This is a genomic window from Waddliaceae bacterium (assembly GCA_018694295.1).
In the GTDB taxonomy this organism is placed as follows: Bacteria; Chlamydiota; Chlamydiia; order Chlamydiales; family JABHNK01; genus JABHNK01.
The window spans coordinates 1-17433 of record JABHNK010000021.1 but is presented as its reverse complement, the minus strand read 5'-3'; the positions used below and the strand labels follow the sequence as shown (position 1 = coordinate 17433).

Genomic DNA, 17433 nt, shown 5'->3' with positions numbered 1-17433 from the left:
TTTTAGTAGAAAAAAAAGACCTTTTTACAGATAGTGAGTAACATAAAGCAACTACCTTTTGGTAGGCAAACATGATGAGGAAGTTATGAAACGTTCTTTATATACAGCTCTTGTCATCTTGAATTTCGCAGGACTCGTTTTAATGACGAGTTGTCAGCGCTCTAGCGGTGAATTTCTCGAAGACACAAAAACCGCAGGACGCTATGTCGGAAAGGGAATATATTCCATGTTCGGCAAACACGGCGACTCGCGACAAATACAAGACACCCAAGAATTCGTCGGTCCTCCCGAGGAAGACTTCGTCCCTCTTAATGACGAAGGAATATATCGACAGTTAAGCATGGGCGACACCAAGGCTCTTGATGAGATAAACGTACACACGCCTATCCCACAGTCTAAAGAGTCTCCAGGGGATATCAGCAGTGCTATCCCTGGCGTCGACGGCTTCGCCACTCCTGCTATGATGAACCTCAACGAGGTTTTTTCTATGATAACTTTTGATTACAACGACTATAGCATCACCAATGCCGAGAGTCTTACTGTCATCAAAAACATAGCAAATTATATGAAGCGCAACGATACGGTGTATATCTTCGTTGAAGGTCACTGCGACGAGCGTGGTTCTTCGAAGTATAACCTCGCCCTTGGAACACGTAGGAGCAATAGTGTCAGGAACCTTCTTATCAAGGAAGGTGTCAACCTTGACAAAGTTTTTACGATATCTTATGGAAAAGAACGCCCTATTGCCCTTGGCCATGATTCCACTTCAATGGCACAAAACCGTCGTACAGAGTTTAAAATTTTAAACAAGTCATAAGTTTTTTAAGGGGAGCGGGTGATGAAAAATAAATATTCGCGGCTGCAGACAATGTTGCCGTATTCTACTTGTGTCGTTATATTTTTTGCCACAGCGCTTCTTTTTTCGTGTACAGACCCTTCTCGTGAGCAAGACTTGTCACAGCTTGCTCATACTGTGAGAAGCATGCAAAAAAGCGTCGACGACATTTCTTACCAGATGAACTCCTACAATACCGATCTCGACATCTTGGAAGGCCGTTCTGACAACCAAGAGGCCTCGTTTTCTACCATACAGAAGCAGATAACCACAACGTTGAAGAGCGAGCAGAAAGCATTACGCGAACAAGTCTCTATCCTTGTCGACAAAGTCTCTGTTCTTGAGAGGAACAATGCCTCCATCGTCGCTGACATCAAGCAGATGCAGCAGCATGCCAACACGACGGGGACATCATTATCGCAATACAAGACAAAGATCGGCTCTCTTGAAAAGAGCATGACTGTCAACGCCAACAAGCTCAATGACGTCGTCAATACGTTAAACATCCTTAGTACCATCCTCGAAAAAGGCGGGAGCGATATCGGTCTTTATACTGTGAAGTCCGGCGACTCTCTCGACAAGATCGCCAGAAAAAACAACACTACCGTCGAAGCTATAATGTCTAATAACAGTCTTACCTCTGACCTTATCGTCGTCGGGCAGACTTTGAAGATACCATGATAATGAAAACCGGCTCTCATGCTATAGGCGTCTTCGACTCCGGAATCGGAGGGCTTACTGTCATGCGCGCTATCGTCGATGCTCTTCCTGGCGAAGACGTTATATATTTCGGTGACACCGCCCGTGTTCCTTATGGTGACAAGAGCCCCGACACCATCATAAGATACTCCATTGAGAATGCTATCTTCCTTATGGAGCATGACATCAAGCTCCTCGTCGTGGCGTGCAACACTGCATCAGCATATTCTCTAGAAAAGCTCAGGAAGATCTTCAACATCCCTGTCATCGGCGTCATCGCCCCTGCTGTAAAAACCGTAGCTACGATGAGCAAGAACCATAAAATCGCCGTCCTCGGCACCAAGGGAACGATACTGTCAGGAATATATCAACAAGAAATTCTCAGCGTCCTTCCCGATGCCGAAATCTTTCCGGTGTCGTGTCCCCTCTTCGTCCCTCTTGCCGAAGAAGGTCTTCTCGATCATCCTGCCACTTCTCTGATCGTCGAAGAATATCTTAAGGACATCAAAGGCAAAGACATCGATACCGTCGTCCTTGGCTGTACTCATTATCCTCTTCTTCGTGAAGTTATACGCCGAGAGTTCGGCGAAAACGTCACTCTAGTAGACTCTGCAACGGCATGTGCTGGCGCCATAAAAGACACCCTTTCTACTTTAGGGATCCTCGCCGACGATACTAGTCATGGCTCTCGGAAATATTATGTTTCCGACGACCCCGAACATTTCCGTTCTCTCGGCGAAGCATTCCTCGGCGAAAATATTTCCGATGTCATGCTTCAACCCAAATAAGATCATAATTTCGGGTTGAACTTTAAGCCTTCGAGATATACACTTATCGTTTATTTTAGTCCGAAATTCAGAATAGGAATTTTACCACAGAGACACAGAGGGCACAGAGAGGAAAAAGAATATGGCTGGGGGCCTTCCCCCAGACCCCCATTTTTGAACTGTGAACTGTAAACTTTTTAAAATCCTCGGGACTATAGGGGTAAAACCACTAGCCCGCACCTTTTCCTCTCTGTGTCCTCTGTGGCTCTGTGGTAAAAAATTGGGGTTCAAAGTTCGGAATTTGGAAAGATGCAGTATAATAAGCTAATTACTAAGGAGTTACAATGAGCAGAAAATTTTTCACGTCAGAATCGGTGTCTATGGGACATCCCGACAAAGTAGCAGACCAGATATCCGATGCCGTCCTCGACGCATGCCTTACCGACGACCCTGAATCACGTGTCGCCTGTGAGACTTTGGTTTCTACTGGCCTAGTCGTTATCTCCGGAGAGATAACAACAAAGACATATGTAGACTGCTCCGAAGTAGCGCGTGCTGTCATAAAAGAGATCGGCTACAATGATCCCGCTCTAGGTTTCGACCACGAATCGTGTGCTGTCCTTGTAAACATAAAAAGGCAGTCTTCCGACATCTCTCAGGGCGTCTCTAAAGGCAAAGGTCTCCATAAAGAACAGGGTGCCGGCGACCAGGGTATGATGTTCGGATATGCTTGTGATGAAACTCCCGAGCTTATGCCTCTACCTATAGAGCTATCACACGCTCTCATCAAAGAGCTTCAGAAGCGTCGCTTCGACGGTGACATCAAGTATCTACGTCCAGACTCTAAAAGCCAGGTTACAGTAGAATATGATGAAAATGACATACCTCGTCGTGTCGAAGCCGTTGTCATCTCGACACAGCACTCCGACGACGTAGAATATGATACCATTTACAATGATATGGTCGCTCTCATCAAAGACGTCATCTCCGAAGACCTTCTCGATGACAAGACAATATACCATATAAATCCTACGGGACGCTTCGTCATAGGAGGCCCTAAAGGCGACTGTGGTGTTACTGGACGTAAGATCATCGTCGACACCTATGGTGGCATCGCTCGCCATGGCGGCGGATGTTTCTCTGGAAAAGACCCCTCGAAAGTCGACAGGTCTGGAGCATATATGGCGCGGTATATCGCCAAAAACATCGTAGCGGCAGGCCTCGCCAAGCGCTGCGAGATACAGCTCGCCTATGCCATCGGCGTCGCCGAGCCTGTTTCAATAAAAGTCGATACTTTCGGAACAGGAACGGTTACTGAAGATATCCTCGGAAAGGCCGTCCGTAAGGTTTTCGATATAACACCTCGTGGCATCATCAAAACCTTAGACCTAAAAAGACCAATATATCGCAATACCGCCTACGGAGGACACTTCGGACGTACAGAGAAAAACTTCACTTGGGAACGCATCGACCGTGTCAAAGCTCTGAAAAAGGCAGTAGACACTGCTTAAGAAGTCCGGAAATAGGATTTTTACCACAGAGGGCGCGGAGAAATCACAGAGTTTTCACAGATGGTACTCGCCATCACGCTTTGCGTGACGACGAAGGATGGCAATCATGGGTTGTTTTTTCACTCTATACAAAAGTTTTTCTTTATCATATAGGTTTTTTTCTGTTGGGAAAGTTTTAGCGTTTATGATACTCTTTCGCATGTTAACACTAAAAATCTATATTACGACATGTTTTCGTTGAAAAGAGCAGTTCTTCTCGCGGTTCTTCTTGTAGTATGTTGTTATGGCGCATGGAGTCTTATCATAAGCCCTCGATACCATTCTCATCATGCTATGAAGGCGTTTGTCGCTGGAGACAACGAAAGTGCTTTCTCCGAAGTGCTATCCATCCATCATACCCTTCCAGAGGCGAAATACCACCTATATCTATCTTATCTATATCGTTGTCTTGGTGACGACGAAGAGAGCAGCAAGCGTCTCGACCTCGCATATGACCATGCATGTCGTTCTTCACAAAACGACAACATTTTTCTTGAAATCGCTGTCGGCAGAGCTATTTCTGCATACCATAGTGATGACATTATCGCCCTTGACATCGCCGTTGACGACATCTCTCATCTTTCTCCTAACAGCGGCTATTCCAATCTTTTTTCGGGCATTACTGCATACCACCACGAAGAGTATAGCAAGGCGTTAAAATTCTTTAGCGAGGATGTCGCCATCGCCCCTCTTTCTGGGTGGCTGACAAAAACTCTCGGAGGCGTTTTTTCTAAAGAATGGCGACATCGTCATATTGCCCGCTGCAACATCGAGATAGGCAACTATCATGCCGCCCATAGCATCCTAGACGACAGCACTTTGGGCGACAGTGAAAACAGCCTTTTTTTAAATGCTCTATGTTCTATTTGCGAAGCTCGTGAGAATCCTATCTCCGATGACATGTCGTGGTATCGCCGGGCGAGATCGTGTTATAGTGGAATTGCTCTCGGCAGCGAAGAAAGCAATGTCATCGCTTCTCGCCTCATTGATATCGCCGAAGTTTTTATCGAAAAAGGCTTATACCATGAAGCCGGTGATATTATTAAAGACCTAGAGCAGCGGAGCTCTTCTCCTGCAGTGCATCATCTTGTGTCGAATATCATGGGAAAGTTTAACGGCTTTTTATCCGAAGGTCGTCATGCCGAAGCCTTTACGTTGGCATCGGAGATCTCCGAATCTTTCGGCAAAGGTATCGTACTCTCTGCTATCGTCGATTCTACCGTCAATGTCTCTCTTGAAAATGTTTTACATGACAATATCGCTAACGCCATTTCGTATTGGAAATGCTCGTCTTTGATATCTTCTGATTCCGATGCTATAAGAGTCGATATAATACGAAAGACTTTGACGTTTGTCGGCAGCGCTGTCGCCAATAACGACATAGCCATGATATCTCGTGTTGTTACCTTCTGGAAAGGTCTGGAATGTTCTCAAGAATACTATCATCTCTTAGCGCTCTCGCTTCTCGATGCTTCTAACAAAGCGTGGAACACCTACGACAACCCGACTATATCGTTAGACATCCTTGCTTTTGCCATGTCCATGCCTGTTGGCGATAACAAAGGGCTCCTCGCCAAGGCCGTCGACAGCGAGCTAAAAGAACGCTTTAAAGTAGCTTCACATAATGACGACGTCGAAAGTCTTCATAGTCTGTACAACACTTTATGTCTTCTATGTCTCGACACCAACGATACTATCGTTAGGAACGAGGTCGCCAACCAGGTCGGTGATGCTTGGTTTCTTTTCACTGAAAGTAACTACTATGAGGCCTTGAAGCGTGCGCAATGGGTGCTTCGTGCCAGCCCTTCTAACCAGCCAGCGCTCCATATTGTCGGGATGATAGCATTCCGCAGCAACGACTATCCTTCTGCCCTCAAAGCCCTTACGATGCTTTCATCTCCAGACCCAAAAATCCAGGAAACCCTTGGCCTGTGTTACCTTAACACCGACAACATCATCAAAGGCAAGGATGTCCTCGAAACGCTGTCACGGGAAAACCCTCTTGCCGACGACACATATATCACGCTAGCATACCTCGCCCAGAAAGCTTACGCCTATGACGAGAGTATTTCCTGGCTTTTCAAGGTGAGGAAGCCTACCGGCGAGACTTTAACAGCGTTATGTCATGCTTTCTATGAGACGGGTTCTTGGGACAAAGCCCTGGAATGCTACAACGCTCTTCCCAGCCCATACTCTTCAATTCCTGCAGTACAGGCCATCGCGGGGACGTGTTTGGCGGAAGCTGGCTATAACACTGCTGCCGAAGAGCTTCTCATCGCCGCCATCGACAGCGATGACGACAGTTCTCTATCCATAGTGTCGGCATCATTCCGCAATCACTATTATGACGTCCTCAGCAAGAAAGACCCTGCATACCTTGCGGCGTCGTTTTTCGAGAAACACCGCAACGACAACGAAAAAGCTCTTGCATACCTAGAGAAAGCCGTAGAGGCAACGCCAGAAGTTCTTATGAAAAAAGGCGAAATACTTTTATCCCTATCCCGCGACGCCGAAGCTGCTGGGGTCTTTACAGAAATTGCCAATAGCGAGAACGCTGCAATAGCAACACACGGGCAGCTTATGCTCGGGAAGATCCTCCTAGAGAAACAGCAGCATGAAAAAGCTTTGGAACACCTAGAGATCGCTATAAAACTTTCCCCAGGCGACGACGATGCCATCCGCGCCATGTTCGAATGCCTACAATATAGAGCTCTCTCCGACAATAATAAAGAAAGCGTTTAAAAAAACATTTATCATTGTTCATTTATTATTGATCATTTATCAGCTATCAGTTAAATCAGTTATTAATGCTCAATGTTCAATGTTCAATGTTTTAGGGGGTATTTATTATGTTCACACTAGAGATAGGCTCCAAAGCTCCAACTTTCTCGTTGCCTGCAACAGACGGCGAAGTATATTCTTTGGAAGATTTCGAAGGTTCTCCTGCTCTCGTAATATTCTTTACGTGCAACCACTGCCCTTATGTAATAAACTCCGACGAAGAGACGCGCAAGACTGTAGAGCGTTTTTCTCGTCGTGGCGTTGCTTTTGTGGCGATAAACTCCAACAGTGAAAATACCTATGAAGAAGACTCTTTCGAAAATATGGTCGCGCGCATGGAAGAGAACGATTTTCCGTGGGCGTATCTCCATGACAAAAACCAAAAGGTTGCTTTAGCTTATGGCGCCCTAAAGACACCACACTTCTTCGTCTTCAACAAAAAACGCAGTCTCGTATATACTGGGCATGCTATCGACAACCCCAGAAAGCCCGCCAAGGCGACGAGCCACGACCTCGACAATGCCCTCGAAGAGCTTCTCCACGACGATGAGATCACCGTCCCTGTGACGAACCCAATAGGCTGCAATATTAAATGGGAAGGGCAGCCGGCGAGCTGGATGCCTCCAGGGGCCTGCGACCTTATATAACGAAATCTAGGACAACTTACATGAAGCCAATTCTTATGATAGCATTATACCTCCTTGCCACAATCGCCGCTGCGGCTTGTGCAATATATTTTTCCTTATACGACATCGTCATAGCAAAAGAAGTCCTGTTCTTTGGAGCTTTTAGCTTCATCATCGTCATCACTATCATGGTGACGTTACCACTAATAACCCTTCACCGCGCAGAACGTACTACGTCGCCGGGAGTCTTCGCCATGGCGAAGAAAGACGCCATCCTCTCGTCGCTAGTAGCTCTCGTCGCCGTCTTTCCAATAGCATCTATTGCGTTGGCCTTCGCCATCGACGCCGTCCCAGCGATAGCTACAGCAATAGCACCTTACTGGCTCGTCCTTCTCGGTATAGAAGTCGACGGCATACGATGGTACTGCAGGCGTATCAACGCTATCCTTGACCCACAATCGTTTATGAAGATCCTCGCTAAAAATATCGTCACAGCGGCGCGTAGCGAGAAGTTCGACGTCTTCGACAAAGACCTCGACATCATGGGTACGATGATATCGCGACATATCACCAACGGCGATGTAACCGCCACAACGACGATACATACAATGACGCAGGCCGTTATCGACGTCGTCTCTCTCGCCGAAGACTCAAAAAACATCCCCCTCATCGACAGAATGCCTCACCTGCTTTCTAAGACATGCGGACACCTTGAAACAGCAATAGCGGCATCGACGGCGAAGAATCTCAATGTCATCGCCGAGAACGGCATCCACAGCATACGCGCCCTTACAATGACGACGGCATACGCATACCCACCATTCGCTACGATACCTTTAGGGTGTATGCAGCGTGCTATAGAATCTTTAGTAAAGGAAAAGTCCGACAACATGCTCGTCGCTATAGCTTGTACGATGCTCGCCGACGATGCTTGTAACCTTCTCGATCACGTCGACAGCAACGACGATGCCGTAGCAACATTCTATGACGAAGTTCTTGGCTTCCTAGAATATTTCATAAACGTCACACAAAAACAGAAAGATGAAGCCCTTGCAAAAGAAATCGTAAAAGGCGTTGGCGTTATAGCCAATAAGCTAGCGATGCCACCGTTCTCAAAAAAAACACGGTGTCAGGAATTGCTAAAACGCGCACAGAAGATCATCGAAAAATATTAAGCACTTCTTTCTACTGATATTTATTGTTTTTCTATCGGCTTTTCTGGTATCATTTTGTCCTTTAATTCATTAATCCATTAATTTTTTAAATATGAATCCTTTACGTCCTGCAGATTCCGTTAGTTCTGATTCTGGTTCTTATTCTTATTCATCCTCTGTAATTTCCGAAACTCCTTCCACTGAAGCCTCCGCGTCAGAAATATCACCGACCTGTGCTTCTGCACCTTCGCCATCACAAACAGTACGTTCACGTAGACTGCGTATAAATAATATTACAGGTCTGTATCAGAAACGAACTAAAGGCTGCTGCAGATACAGAAGGACTGTTTCTACTGCCGAACGAGCCGCTTTTAATCGAAATGCCCAAATTGCCGCGCATAAACAATCAGTAAAAAAATATTTCAGTACTCGCACTATCGTACACGAAACTTATGGCTCATATGCTTTACCAGTTCCCTATAAATCTTGGGATATAGATGCAAAAAGTGGCAACTTTGTTGTACACAATAAATTTTATGATGAAATTGGCGACGGTGTATCAGCGTCAATACATAAGGCCTATTTTATTCCTGGCGATGTCATTGTAAGCCCCTCAACAGTCGGTAGAATACGTGATATTGCCCTTAAAATTTTCAAAATAGACTATGACGAACACGCAGGAATAACAGTTGGTGATTCATGCTTGAAAGAATTGAGATTCCACAAGCATTTAAAATTCCACGCTTCATATTATGAGATAAGACAGCCTTCTGATAAAATACCTCTTCTTGCCTCTCATCATTTGAAAATTCCTCGTATTGACGCTTCTCCTGAAAGATTCGCTTTAGCCTTTGAAATGTTTGGTGAAGATTTAGTTAAAGACCTTAAAAAAAATGGTGTTTATTCTCTTTGCAAAATCCAAGACATTGGACGACAACTACTACTACAACTTAGCTTTATGAATTCTTGTGGTATTAAGCATAGAGATATAAAACCTCAAAATATTCTTATCAGAGACGGCCGAGTAAAAATAATAGATCTTGGCTTGGCAACATGTAAATTTTTTCTTTCCTTAAATGATGATTGTCATCTTGTTGTAACACGATGGTATCGTCCACCTGAAATTTTAATGTGCCAACATACTAATTCAGATAAGGGTGGCGGTATTTATTCAGATAAAGTTGATATTTGGAGTCTCGCTATTGTCTTTATAGAGCTTTTTTCAGGAAAATTCTTTCTACCAGGAAAAGACGAAGACGATCAGCTACATTCGATTGTAAAATTATTGGGAAGTCCTGATAAAACTTTTATTGATGATGCAATATCAAAATCTAGTCATCCCGAAAAAGATAAAAATAAAATGTCCATTTTCTTTAAGCGTCTGGAAGGCAAGCCTTCTTCCTTATTAACAAAATTAGAAAAACGAGGAATAGCTGACCCCGACTTCATAGACCTTATACAGCACATGCTTTGCTGGGATCCTAAGGAACGCTGGTCGGCGGAAAGACTCCTCAGCCATCCTTTTTTCGCAAAAAGCTTTAGCCCGCCTACACCTATGTCACCGGTGGAGCCTGTCCCTACTACTAAAGAGCCTTAATTTTTTGTTGCTATAAGCTTGTTTTTTAGTGCTTTTTCAAGTATACTCTTTGTTTTTTATTAACCATAACATCAAGAGCATGTTGCCTTTACGCCGACCATCTGCAGGTTGCCACGATATCGCTTCTCAAAGAGAGCGAATAGAAAAGATAGAAAAATTCTTTGGTGCGAATTACGATATCGTATACCACAACAGAACCAAATCTCTTTTTTCTTCTAATCCCCCAGACGCATACCTTTTTCCAAAAGATCCTGATGAAATAACAAAGTATCGACTTGGGGAAGGATCATATGCATTGGTAGACCGTGTTCGTTGTGTCCCTGCTAATGTTACTCCAAAATCTATTGTAGACTCAAGAATACAAGAAGTCGCTGTTAAGAGATTTGTCCCAACAAGTGGAGACAAAGCGCTAGGAGACTCTAAACCTTCTACTTCCAAACGGCGCTTTTTTAAGAGCATCAAAAACGTCGCCTCTAGAATCTTCAATTCAAAAAAACAATAACGAGTCGACAATGCCGTGATCACGAATGGAAGGTCCTTAAACGTCTAAAGTCAGGCAACAGAGAGTCTACAGCTGCTCCCCTTCTTCCTATAGCCTGTCTTGATATCCCTGGAAAAGGTACGGTATCTACTACGCCTGCTTTAGTTTTTCCTCTTATGGATACTGACCTATCAAAATATCTCTGTGTAAACCACTTGAGATCAAGAATGCTCAAGAGAAAGCTTCCGCTTTATGAAGTTCAAGATTTAGGAAAGCAGCTCTTGGAACAGGTTGCCTCTGCTCATTCTTGTGGCGTTCATCATAGAGATCTAAAGCCAGAGAATCTTCTTTTAAAATATGATAGGACAACAAAAAGATATATCTTAAAAACCACAGATTTCGGGACTGCTATATACAAAGGACCGCCGCCTTTATTTCGTCAACATTCCTTATCTAATCGTGGTTATATTCAATCACGATGGTATCGTGCCCCTGAAGTCATTCTTACTCCAGGTCCTTTCACAGAAAAAGTCGATATCTGGAGTGTTGCTCTTGTCCTTATAGAGCTCGCATGCGGTAATCCTTTTTTTACGCGGCGAAGACTCTGAGACTCAATTAAAATTAATTAAGGCCATTTTGAATAGCGTTCCTGAAGGATCTGCTTCTCGCTTAGCCAAAAGATTAAAAGCCCTAGGAATAGAAGACCCCGATTTTATTGACCTTATGGAGAAGACACTATGCGGGGTTCCTGAAGATCGTCTTTCTGCCGAAGCGATGCTTGAGCATCCTTTTTTCACGAAACGTCTTGATCCTATATATATTGAAGAGAAGGTTGATATTCCGGCGCCTCCTGCTTTTGATGCATCTTTATTATATTGTTCTTCGGGAACTGTCTCCTCTTCTTTCTAGCCCAGCAAAAGCTTAATATATTGCACAGCAACGCCATAAACACAAACGCAAAACTTGTTTTTCCGTGGCTTTTCGTATATACTATTTCCTTTTCAAAGACTTAGCAATTATTATAATATGTCATTTCTTTTACAACTTCTTTCCTCTAGGGCCGTTAGGCCTGCCCTTGATTCTTTAGTTATGGGTCCTCCTCCTGAAGAAGAGATTGAAGCTCCTGTTGACGCTGTTCCTTCACCTTTAAAGGCTTTACCGTTGCATCCGAGACCGCCAACACAGCCAAAACCACCATCGCATCGTTCGCGTTCGTTTCGACATATTAAGCATGGCACTTTAGCAGATCGTGACAACAAGATAAGAGCATTATTTCGAAAAAATTATCATGTTGTATGTGCAAACAAAAGCTCACCCGACTCAGACATTTTTCTTTTTCCAAAAGATTCTCAAATACTAGGTGAAGGAGCGTATTCTAAAGTATTTTCTGCTTTTCTTATCCCTGCTGAAGTAACTCCAGCCTCTATATCAGGCTTGGTAGACCTAACAAACTCTAAAATATCTAGAGTCGCCGTTAAAGTTTTTTGTAAGGGTAAAAAAGAACAAGATATTAAGTTATGTGATCACGAATGGACAATCCTTAAGCACGTCGAAAGATATAGTGTAGACCAATTAGCCAACCCACTTTTACCCGTTGCTCGCCTTGATAAAACTCCTTATTATGATAGTCCGGCTTTAATATTTCCATTCGTGGACAACGATTTATTTAAATATCTTCAAGATTTACCATTATCCTCTGACCGTTCAAACCGCCTTCTTATTACTCAAGATTTTGGACGACAGCTCTTGGAACAAGTTGTCACTATGCATTCTCTTAATATCCATCATAGAGATCTAAAGCCTGCAAATATTCTTTTAAAAGACGAGCTCTTAAAAATCACTGACCTTGGATCTTCAACATTAGCATTGCCTGGCCCTATCCATAGCCACAACGCTAAATACCCATATATTATAACACGATGGTATCGCCCTCCAGAGGTTCTTTTGAAGCTTTTTCCTTACACAGAAAAAGTCGACATCTGGAGCGTTGCTCTTATTCTTATGGAGGTTGTATACGGGGAACAAATTTTACCTGGAAAAAATGCTGATCATCAGCTCCAATTAATTAGAAATTTTTTAGGCCTTTCCACAAAACAACCACCAAGCCGCATCCATATTAGCAGACGAACTGTTCCGATGCTTCCATTGCGCAAACGGCTACTAAATAGAAACATCCGCGACGCCGATTTCATCGACCTTATGGAGAAATCTCTACGGTGGAATCCTGAAAAGCGTCTTTCTGCCGAAGCGATGCTTGCGCATCCTTTTTTCACTACGCCAATTTCTGAGCATCCATACATTGACGACACAGAAAAAGAATAGTTTTATTTTCGTTGTCTAACGACTTCGTAGAGAAGTAATGTCGTCGCTGTTGCGACGTTTAGGGAGTCGGCATTTCCTAGCATAGGGATACGTAGCTGTATATCGGCGTCGTCCATCCATATATCGGAAAGTCCTAGCTGTTCCGTCCCTACTGCTATTGCTATAGGCCCTTTCATATCTAACTCGGTGAAGACTTTTTCTGCTGCAGGCGTTGCTGCTGCGACTTTTATGCTATGGTCTTTAAGCCACGGCATAAGTTCTTCTGTAGTAGTTTCTATTACGGGAACGGTAAACATTGTACCGACGCTAGCGCGTACGACGTTGGGGTTGAAGATGTCGGTGCATTTATCACAAACGATAAGGGCGTCGACGCCAGATGCGTCGGAAGAACGAAGTATTGTTCCGAGGTTTCCTGGCTTCTCTATAGCTTCTGCTACGACGAGGAATGGTGCTTTGTTATCTTTGAGGATTTTTTCTAGGTCTTGCAGTGTTTTTTTGCTCTGTGGTGCTATAGCGACGAGTCCGTCAGGCCTATCGCGGTATGATATCTTACGGAAAACGTTCTCGGCGCATTGTATTATCTCTGCTCCCGATTTTTTTATACGTTCTATAAGGGCATCTTCGTTGCTTCCGAGGAAGAGCTCGCTGCATATGAATAGCGTATCGATTTTATGGCTACCGTCAGTAGCGCGTAGCAGCTCGCGATATCCTTCTATCAGGAAGGTTTTTGTTTTGTCGCGCGCTCTTCTATCGCGAAGTTTCACACACTGCTTTATTTTGGGATTCTGCAGGCTTGTTATCTCGGGCATCATGTGTTACTCCACCGTACATATGTTCCGCTAGGGAGGTGAAATGTATCTTTTTCGCCTTCCAGGCACATCTCCCCTGCTGTTATCGTCCCTTTTTTGTCGTGCATCATCTGTGTCATGATATTCTCTAGCGTTATCGGCGTATATCCTGGAGTATGGCATGATAGTAGTAGGAATAGCGGCTTCGGGGTTAGGAGTTTTTTACACTGCTTAAGTAGGTGTGTTAGGTCTTCTTCGATTTTGAATATTTCTCCGCGGCTTCCTCTTCCGAAGCTTGGAGGGTCGAGGACGATGGCGTCGTATTGATTTCCGCGGCGCATCTCCCTGTCGAGGAACTTCGTTACGTCATCGACTATCCATCGTATAGGAGCATCTTCGAGTTTATTTAGTGCGGCATTCTCTCGTGCCCAAGCAACCATGCCTTTAGAGGCGTCGAGGTGGCACACTTCAGCGCCGGCGCGTGCTGCTGCTAGCGTCGTCCCTCCAGAATATGCGAAGAGGTTTAGAACTTTTGGCTTATTCTTAGCATTTTTTATTGTGTCGTGGATCCATCGCCACTGCTGCTTTTGTTCGGGGAAAATTCCGAGGTGCCCAAAATCTGTCGGAGATATCTTGAAGGTAATACCGTCGACATCGATGGTCCATTTTTCTGGAAGTTTGGTACGCCTTGACCATCTATTGCCATCGTCGCGGGAGAACTCAGCATTGGCGGCGTCCCATTCTTTTTTCTTGAGCTTCGGCAGCCATACTGCCTGTGAACAAGGGCGTATTATCGTGTATTCGCCGAAGGTTTCAAATTTACGTCCGTTACCGCTATCGACTAGCGAGTATGTAGTTTTTCTTTTCATCGTCTATTTCTCTGTAGTTTTGCAGAAATGTTTCTGCCACCATATTACTATTACCAGTGATAGTGCTCCTAGGCATATCGCCATATCGGCGACGTTGAAGACAGGATAGCTATATCCCCATAATATGAAGTGGAACATGTCAACGACGTGGCCATATACGAAGAAGTCAACGACGTTGCCTATAGCGCCGGCGATGATTATTGTGAAAGGGACAAACCACGAAGATTCTTTGCGGTATAAAAAGACATACCATGTCATCATGACGATGGCGGTGATACGTATTATTATGAGAGGAAGCTGATATGATCCGAACATCCCCCACGCCGCTCCAGTATTAGTAGAATGATTTATAGCGAAGCTTATGCCATAGAAATTTTCGAAGACAGCGATGCCGCCATAAGGGAAAGCTCTTGTTGTCGCCAATGATATCATCGGTATTGTGGCGTCGACGAAAGCTTTAATGGCGGTATCGGCAACGACGATAGCGATGCCGATGATGAGAAGCTTTATTGCGATTCTAGCCTTCACAGAAGCCCCTTTTCCCTTTGTTCCTGAGCTTCGACGGTAGTGACAGCATAAGGTATAGCTTCTAGGCGCGCTAGAGGTATCGCTTTTCCTGTGATGTCGCACTTGCCATACGTCCCGTCTTCGATCTTACTAAGTGCGCGGTCTATCTGCTTGACGATTACTGTCTCTTTGCTCGAGAGTTCAAGGCTTATCGTCTTATCGAAGTCGTCAGTGCCTTCGTCAGCCTGATGCTGTGAATATCCCGATGACTCGTCGGGGGTCTTCACTTCTTCTGTAGTTCCTTTCAAGGACTTAAAGAGCTGCTCGCGCGTATCCTCTAAAATTTTCTTAAACTTCTCTATTCTTTTTTTCGATATTGCCACTGACGTTATTCCTCGGATTTAACTATATATATACTGTTTTATAATAACGTTATAATGATAGCATATCTCTGATCAATTATCAATGATCAATGATCAATAATCAATGATTCGGTGATGGTATCGAGTTCTTCGCGGAGAGTCTTGATATCGTTGTTATCGCCAAAGGTCGTGATGCCTTCTTTTTTCCATAGATCGAAGAGTTTTTTTTGCACGGCGACGCTTTCTGCTATCATCGTCTTAATTTTTTCTTTTATGGCATCTTCATCGAGGGAATATTTCTTCGCTATAGCAACCGCCCATAATATCACGGTTTCTTCTCTTTCGGGGTCTTCGATGGCAACATCGTTGTCCCACTTGTACCGTGCGATTTTCTCAATAATATCTTTTCTTTTTTGCAACATCGTACTTGCACCCATGATTGCGACCTATATTTCCTTTAGCGCCATAGAGTTGGGCAAGATGGCTCAGTGAACGACAAGCGAATAGTTGTAACTATTCGCGAGGAGTAAAATGAGTCAGGTTGCCTGACACTATGGATGCTATAGGAAATAGGACATTTTTTCTTTCTAAAAAGCGTCGGTAAAAATATAAACCCGTGAAGATAAGCATCTTAAACCTTTGCTATTTCTTATTGTTTTTATTTACCCATTTACTATTATATTTGGCTTCACCATATTTCTTTTTGCAGCAGCACATCTGCTTTGATTCTATCCTCGCGAATGTTTTAACATTCGCTCGTCTTTCATCTTCACACCTGTACCACTGCAAAAACCCTATGGTAAAGTATAGGTCGCAATCATGGGTTGTACTTATGGTGTCTTATATGATAGTGTATCATAAAAAAAATACCAAGGAGGTTTCTTATGTCTGCTAACAAAAAACATGGTTTCAACACTAACGCCGTTCATGGTGGTTACCATGCCGAGTTCGGCCCTGTAAACCCTCCTATCGAGGAATCTTCGACGTATGTCTTCAAAAATTGTGACGATGGCGCCGAGCGTTTCGCCAGCAAAGACAAAGACGGTATATATTCGCGCTTGAGTAATGGCACCGTCGTTGCTTTAGAGAAAAAGCTTGCCATTATGGAACACGGTTACGGTAGCATCGCCACCAGCTCAGGGATGTCAGCGATAAGCTCTGTACTGTTTCATTATCTCAGCGCAGGAAGCCATGCCATCTGCACAGCATCGGTATATGGGTGTTCGCGTGTCCTTCTTGAAAGCGATAATTTCTTCAAAAAGATGAACATAGAGACAACCTTCCTCGACACTTCTGTCGCTGAGAACGTTGCTGCTGCGATACGTCCGAATACCAAGATTATCTTTATAGAGACTCCGGCGAATCCTACATTATCGATAACGGACATTACCGCCATCGCTGCTATCGCCAAAGACGCAGGCATCCCTCTTGTTGTCGACAATACATTCTTATCACCATATCTTCAGAACCCTCTAGACCTTGGCGCCAACGTCGTTGTGCATTCTATGACGAAATCTATCGGAGGTCATGCTGATGCTGTAGGTGGTGTCATCATCCCCAAAGAAGCTGACGACTATTACAGCATAAGGAGCACCGTCATTATGTTAGGAGGAACATTACCACCACATGAGGCATCTCTTTTCAACAAAGGCCTCAAAACTCTCGCTATTCGCATGGACAAGATGCAAGAAAACACCATTGCCATAGCTCAATATCTCGAATCACACCCTAAGATTTCTTGGGTGACATACCCTGGGCTGAAAAGCCATCCGCAACATGCTCTTGTTTCAGAAGGCAAACAAATGAAAGGACCGGGATCTCTTATTTCTTTTGGCGTTGTCGGCGGTCTCCCCAAAGCAAAAGCTCTTCTCGACAACCTTAAGATTGCCATCCTTGCTGTTTCGTTGGGTGGCGTCGAGACGCTAATACAGCACCCTGCTTCTATGACACACGCAGGCATACCGCAAAAAGGCCGTGAAGCTGCTGGCATTAGCGAAGAACTTGTCCGCATATCTATCGGTATTGAAGATTTCGAGGACCTTAGGCTAGACTTCGAGCAGGCTTTTGAGAAGGTCTAAGCCCATGATGGCTTCGA

17 protein-coding genes are annotated in these 17433 nt (G+C 44.3%); 12 read left to right on the top strand and 5 right to left on the bottom strand.

Features of this window, described 5'->3' with window-relative positions:
* The first annotated feature begins 85 nt into the window (after positions 1 to 85).
* The 11 genes from HN980_02170 to HN980_02120 all read left to right on the top strand — a co-directional run bounded on the left by HN980_02170 (position 86) and on the right by HN980_02120 (position 12812).
* Complete coding sequence (locus HN980_02170) at positions 86 to 817, top strand: OmpA family protein (protein ID MBT6928285.1); 732 nt, start codon at positions 86 to 88, stop codon at positions 815 to 817.
* Between the two features lie 21 nt (positions 818 to 838).
* Entirely contained in the window at positions 839 to 1516 is a 678-nt protein-coding gene (locus HN980_02165; protein ID MBT6928284.1) for a LysM peptidoglycan-binding domain-containing protein, read from the top strand.
* A 2-nt stretch (positions 1517 to 1518) separates the two neighbouring features.
* Complete coding sequence (locus HN980_02160; protein MBT6928283.1) at positions 1519 to 2322, top strand: glutamate racemase; 804 nt, start codon at positions 1519 to 1521, stop codon at positions 2320 to 2322.
* 323 nt (positions 2323 to 2645) lie between these two features.
* On the top strand, positions 2646 to 3812 hold the full coding sequence (locus tag HN980_02155) for a methionine adenosyltransferase (GenBank protein ID MBT6928282.1): 1167 nt from the start codon (positions 2646 to 2648) through the stop codon (positions 3810 to 3812).
* Positions 3813 to 4040: 228 nt separating this feature from the next.
* On the top strand, positions 4041 to 6593 hold the full coding sequence (locus HN980_02150; GenBank protein ID MBT6928281.1) for a DUF1347 family protein: 2553 nt from the start codon (positions 4041 to 4043) through the stop codon (positions 6591 to 6593).
* A 104-nt stretch (positions 6594 to 6697) separates the two neighbouring features.
* Positions 6698 to 7279, top strand: a complete 582-nt coding sequence (locus HN980_02145) for a thioredoxin family protein (protein ID MBT6928280.1) — start codon at positions 6698 to 6700, stop codon at positions 7277 to 7279.
* A gap of 20 nt (positions 7280 to 7299) precedes the next feature.
* Positions 7300 to 8433: a hypothetical protein gene (locus tag HN980_02140; GenBank protein MBT6928279.1), complete on the top strand. Its 1134-nt coding sequence runs from the start codon at positions 7300 to 7302 to the stop codon at positions 8431 to 8433.
* A gap of 91 nt (positions 8434 to 8524) precedes the next feature.
* On the top strand, positions 8525 to 10009 hold the full coding sequence (locus HN980_02135; GenBank protein MBT6928278.1) for a protein kinase: 1485 nt from the start codon (positions 8525 to 8527) through the stop codon (positions 10007 to 10009).
* Between the two features lie 708 nt (positions 10010 to 10717).
* A complete protein-coding gene (locus tag HN980_02130) occupies positions 10718 to 11098 on the top strand; it encodes a protein kinase (protein MBT6928277.1) in 381 nt (126 codons plus the stop codon).
* A gap of 28 nt (positions 11099 to 11126) precedes the next feature.
* Complete coding sequence (locus tag HN980_02125; protein ID MBT6928276.1) at positions 11127 to 11399, top strand: hypothetical protein; 273 nt, start codon at positions 11127 to 11129, stop codon at positions 11397 to 11399.
* Positions 11400 to 11516: 117 nt separating this feature from the next.
* The gene (locus tag HN980_02120; GenBank protein MBT6928275.1) at positions 11517 to 12812 is read left to right on the top strand and encodes a serine/threonine-protein kinase; all 1296 of its coding nucleotides are present in this window, start codon (positions 11517 to 11519) and stop codon (positions 12810 to 12812) included.
* Between the two features lie 2 nt (positions 12813 to 12814).
* On the opposite strand, the gene HN980_02115 is transcribed toward HN980_02120, so the two are convergent.
* The 5 genes from HN980_02115 to HN980_02095 all read right to left on the bottom strand — a co-directional run bounded on the left by HN980_02115 (position 12815) and on the right by HN980_02095 (position 15775).
* A complete protein-coding gene (locus HN980_02115) occupies positions 12815 to 13621 on the bottom strand; it encodes an RNA methyltransferase (protein ID MBT6928274.1) in 807 nt (268 codons plus the stop codon).
* Positions 13621 to 14469 carry a methyltransferase domain-containing protein gene (locus HN980_02110; GenBank protein MBT6928273.1) on the bottom strand — a complete coding sequence of 283 codons (849 nt, stop codon included), beginning with the start codon at positions 14467 to 14469 and terminating at the stop codon, positions 13621 to 13623. Before HN980_02110 ends, HN980_02115 begins: the two co-directional genes overlap by 1 nt.
* Positions 14470 to 14472: 3 nt before the next feature.
* Positions 14473 to 14997, bottom strand: a complete 525-nt coding sequence (gene lspA, locus HN980_02105) for a signal peptidase II (GenBank protein ID MBT6928272.1) — start codon at positions 14995 to 14997, stop codon at positions 14473 to 14475.
* Entirely contained in the window at positions 14994 to 15359 is a 366-nt protein-coding gene (locus tag HN980_02100) for a TraR/DksA family transcriptional regulator (protein ID MBT6928271.1), read from the bottom strand. The genes lspA and HN980_02100 overlap by 4 nt, the downstream gene beginning before the upstream one ends.
* An 86-nt stretch (positions 15360 to 15445) precedes the next feature.
* Positions 15446 to 15775, bottom strand: a complete 330-nt coding sequence (locus HN980_02095) for a hypothetical protein (GenBank protein MBT6928270.1) — start codon at positions 15773 to 15775, stop codon at positions 15446 to 15448.
* A 447-nt stretch (positions 15776 to 16222) separates the two neighbouring features.
* Between HN980_02095 and HN980_02090 the strand changes: the two genes are divergently transcribed.
* Positions 16223 to 17416 carry an aminotransferase class I/II-fold pyridoxal phosphate-dependent enzyme gene (locus HN980_02090; protein ID MBT6928269.1) on the top strand — a complete coding sequence of 398 codons (1194 nt, stop codon included), beginning with the start codon at positions 16223 to 16225 and terminating at the stop codon, positions 17414 to 17416.
* Positions 17417 to 17433: the final 17 nt, after the last annotated feature.

Bases quoted from the DNA above. Each gene is read 5' to 3' on its own strand.
- HN980_02165 (MBT6928284.1), top strand. From the start codon at position 839: ATGAAAAATAAATATTCGCGGCTGCAGACAATGTTGCCGTATTCTACT.
- HN980_02150 (MBT6928281.1), top strand. From the start codon at position 4,041: ATGTTTTCGTTGAAAAGAGCAGTTCTTCTCGCGGTTCTTCTTGTAGTA.
- HN980_02130 (MBT6928277.1), top strand. From the start codon at position 10,718: ATGCTCAAGAGAAAGCTTCCGCTTTATGAAGTTCAAGATTTAGGAAAG.
- HN980_02090 (MBT6928269.1), top strand. From the start codon at position 16,223: ATGTCTGCTAACAAAAAACATGGTTTCAACACTAACGCCGTTCATGGT.
- HN980_02155 (MBT6928282.1), top strand. From the start codon at position 2,646: ATGAGCAGAAAATTTTTCACGTCAGAATCGGTGTCTATGGGACATCCC.
- HN980_02095 (MBT6928270.1), bottom strand. From the start codon at position 15,775: ATGGGTGCAAGTACGATGTTGCAAAAAAGAAAAGATATTATTGAGAAA.
- HN980_02135 (MBT6928278.1), top strand. From the start codon at position 8,525: ATGAATCCTTTACGTCCTGCAGATTCCGTTAGTTCTGATTCTGGTTCT.
- HN980_02120 (MBT6928275.1), top strand. From the start codon at position 11,517: ATGTCATTTCTTTTACAACTTCTTTCCTCTAGGGCCGTTAGGCCTGCC.
- HN980_02140 (MBT6928279.1), top strand. From the start codon at position 7,300: ATGAAGCCAATTCTTATGATAGCATTATACCTCCTTGCCACAATCGCC.
- HN980_02115 (MBT6928274.1), bottom strand. From the start codon at position 13,621: ATGCCCGAGATAACAAGCCTGCAGAATCCCAAAATAAAGCAGTGTGTG.
- HN980_02110 (MBT6928273.1), bottom strand. From the start codon at position 14,469: ATGAAAAGAAAAACTACATACTCGCTAGTCGATAGCGGTAACGGACGT.
- HN980_02170 (MBT6928285.1), top strand. From the start codon at position 86: ATGAAACGTTCTTTATATACAGCTCTTGTCATCTTGAATTTCGCAGGA.
- HN980_02160 (MBT6928283.1), top strand. From the start codon at position 1,519: ATGAAAACCGGCTCTCATGCTATAGGCGTCTTCGACTCCGGAATCGGA.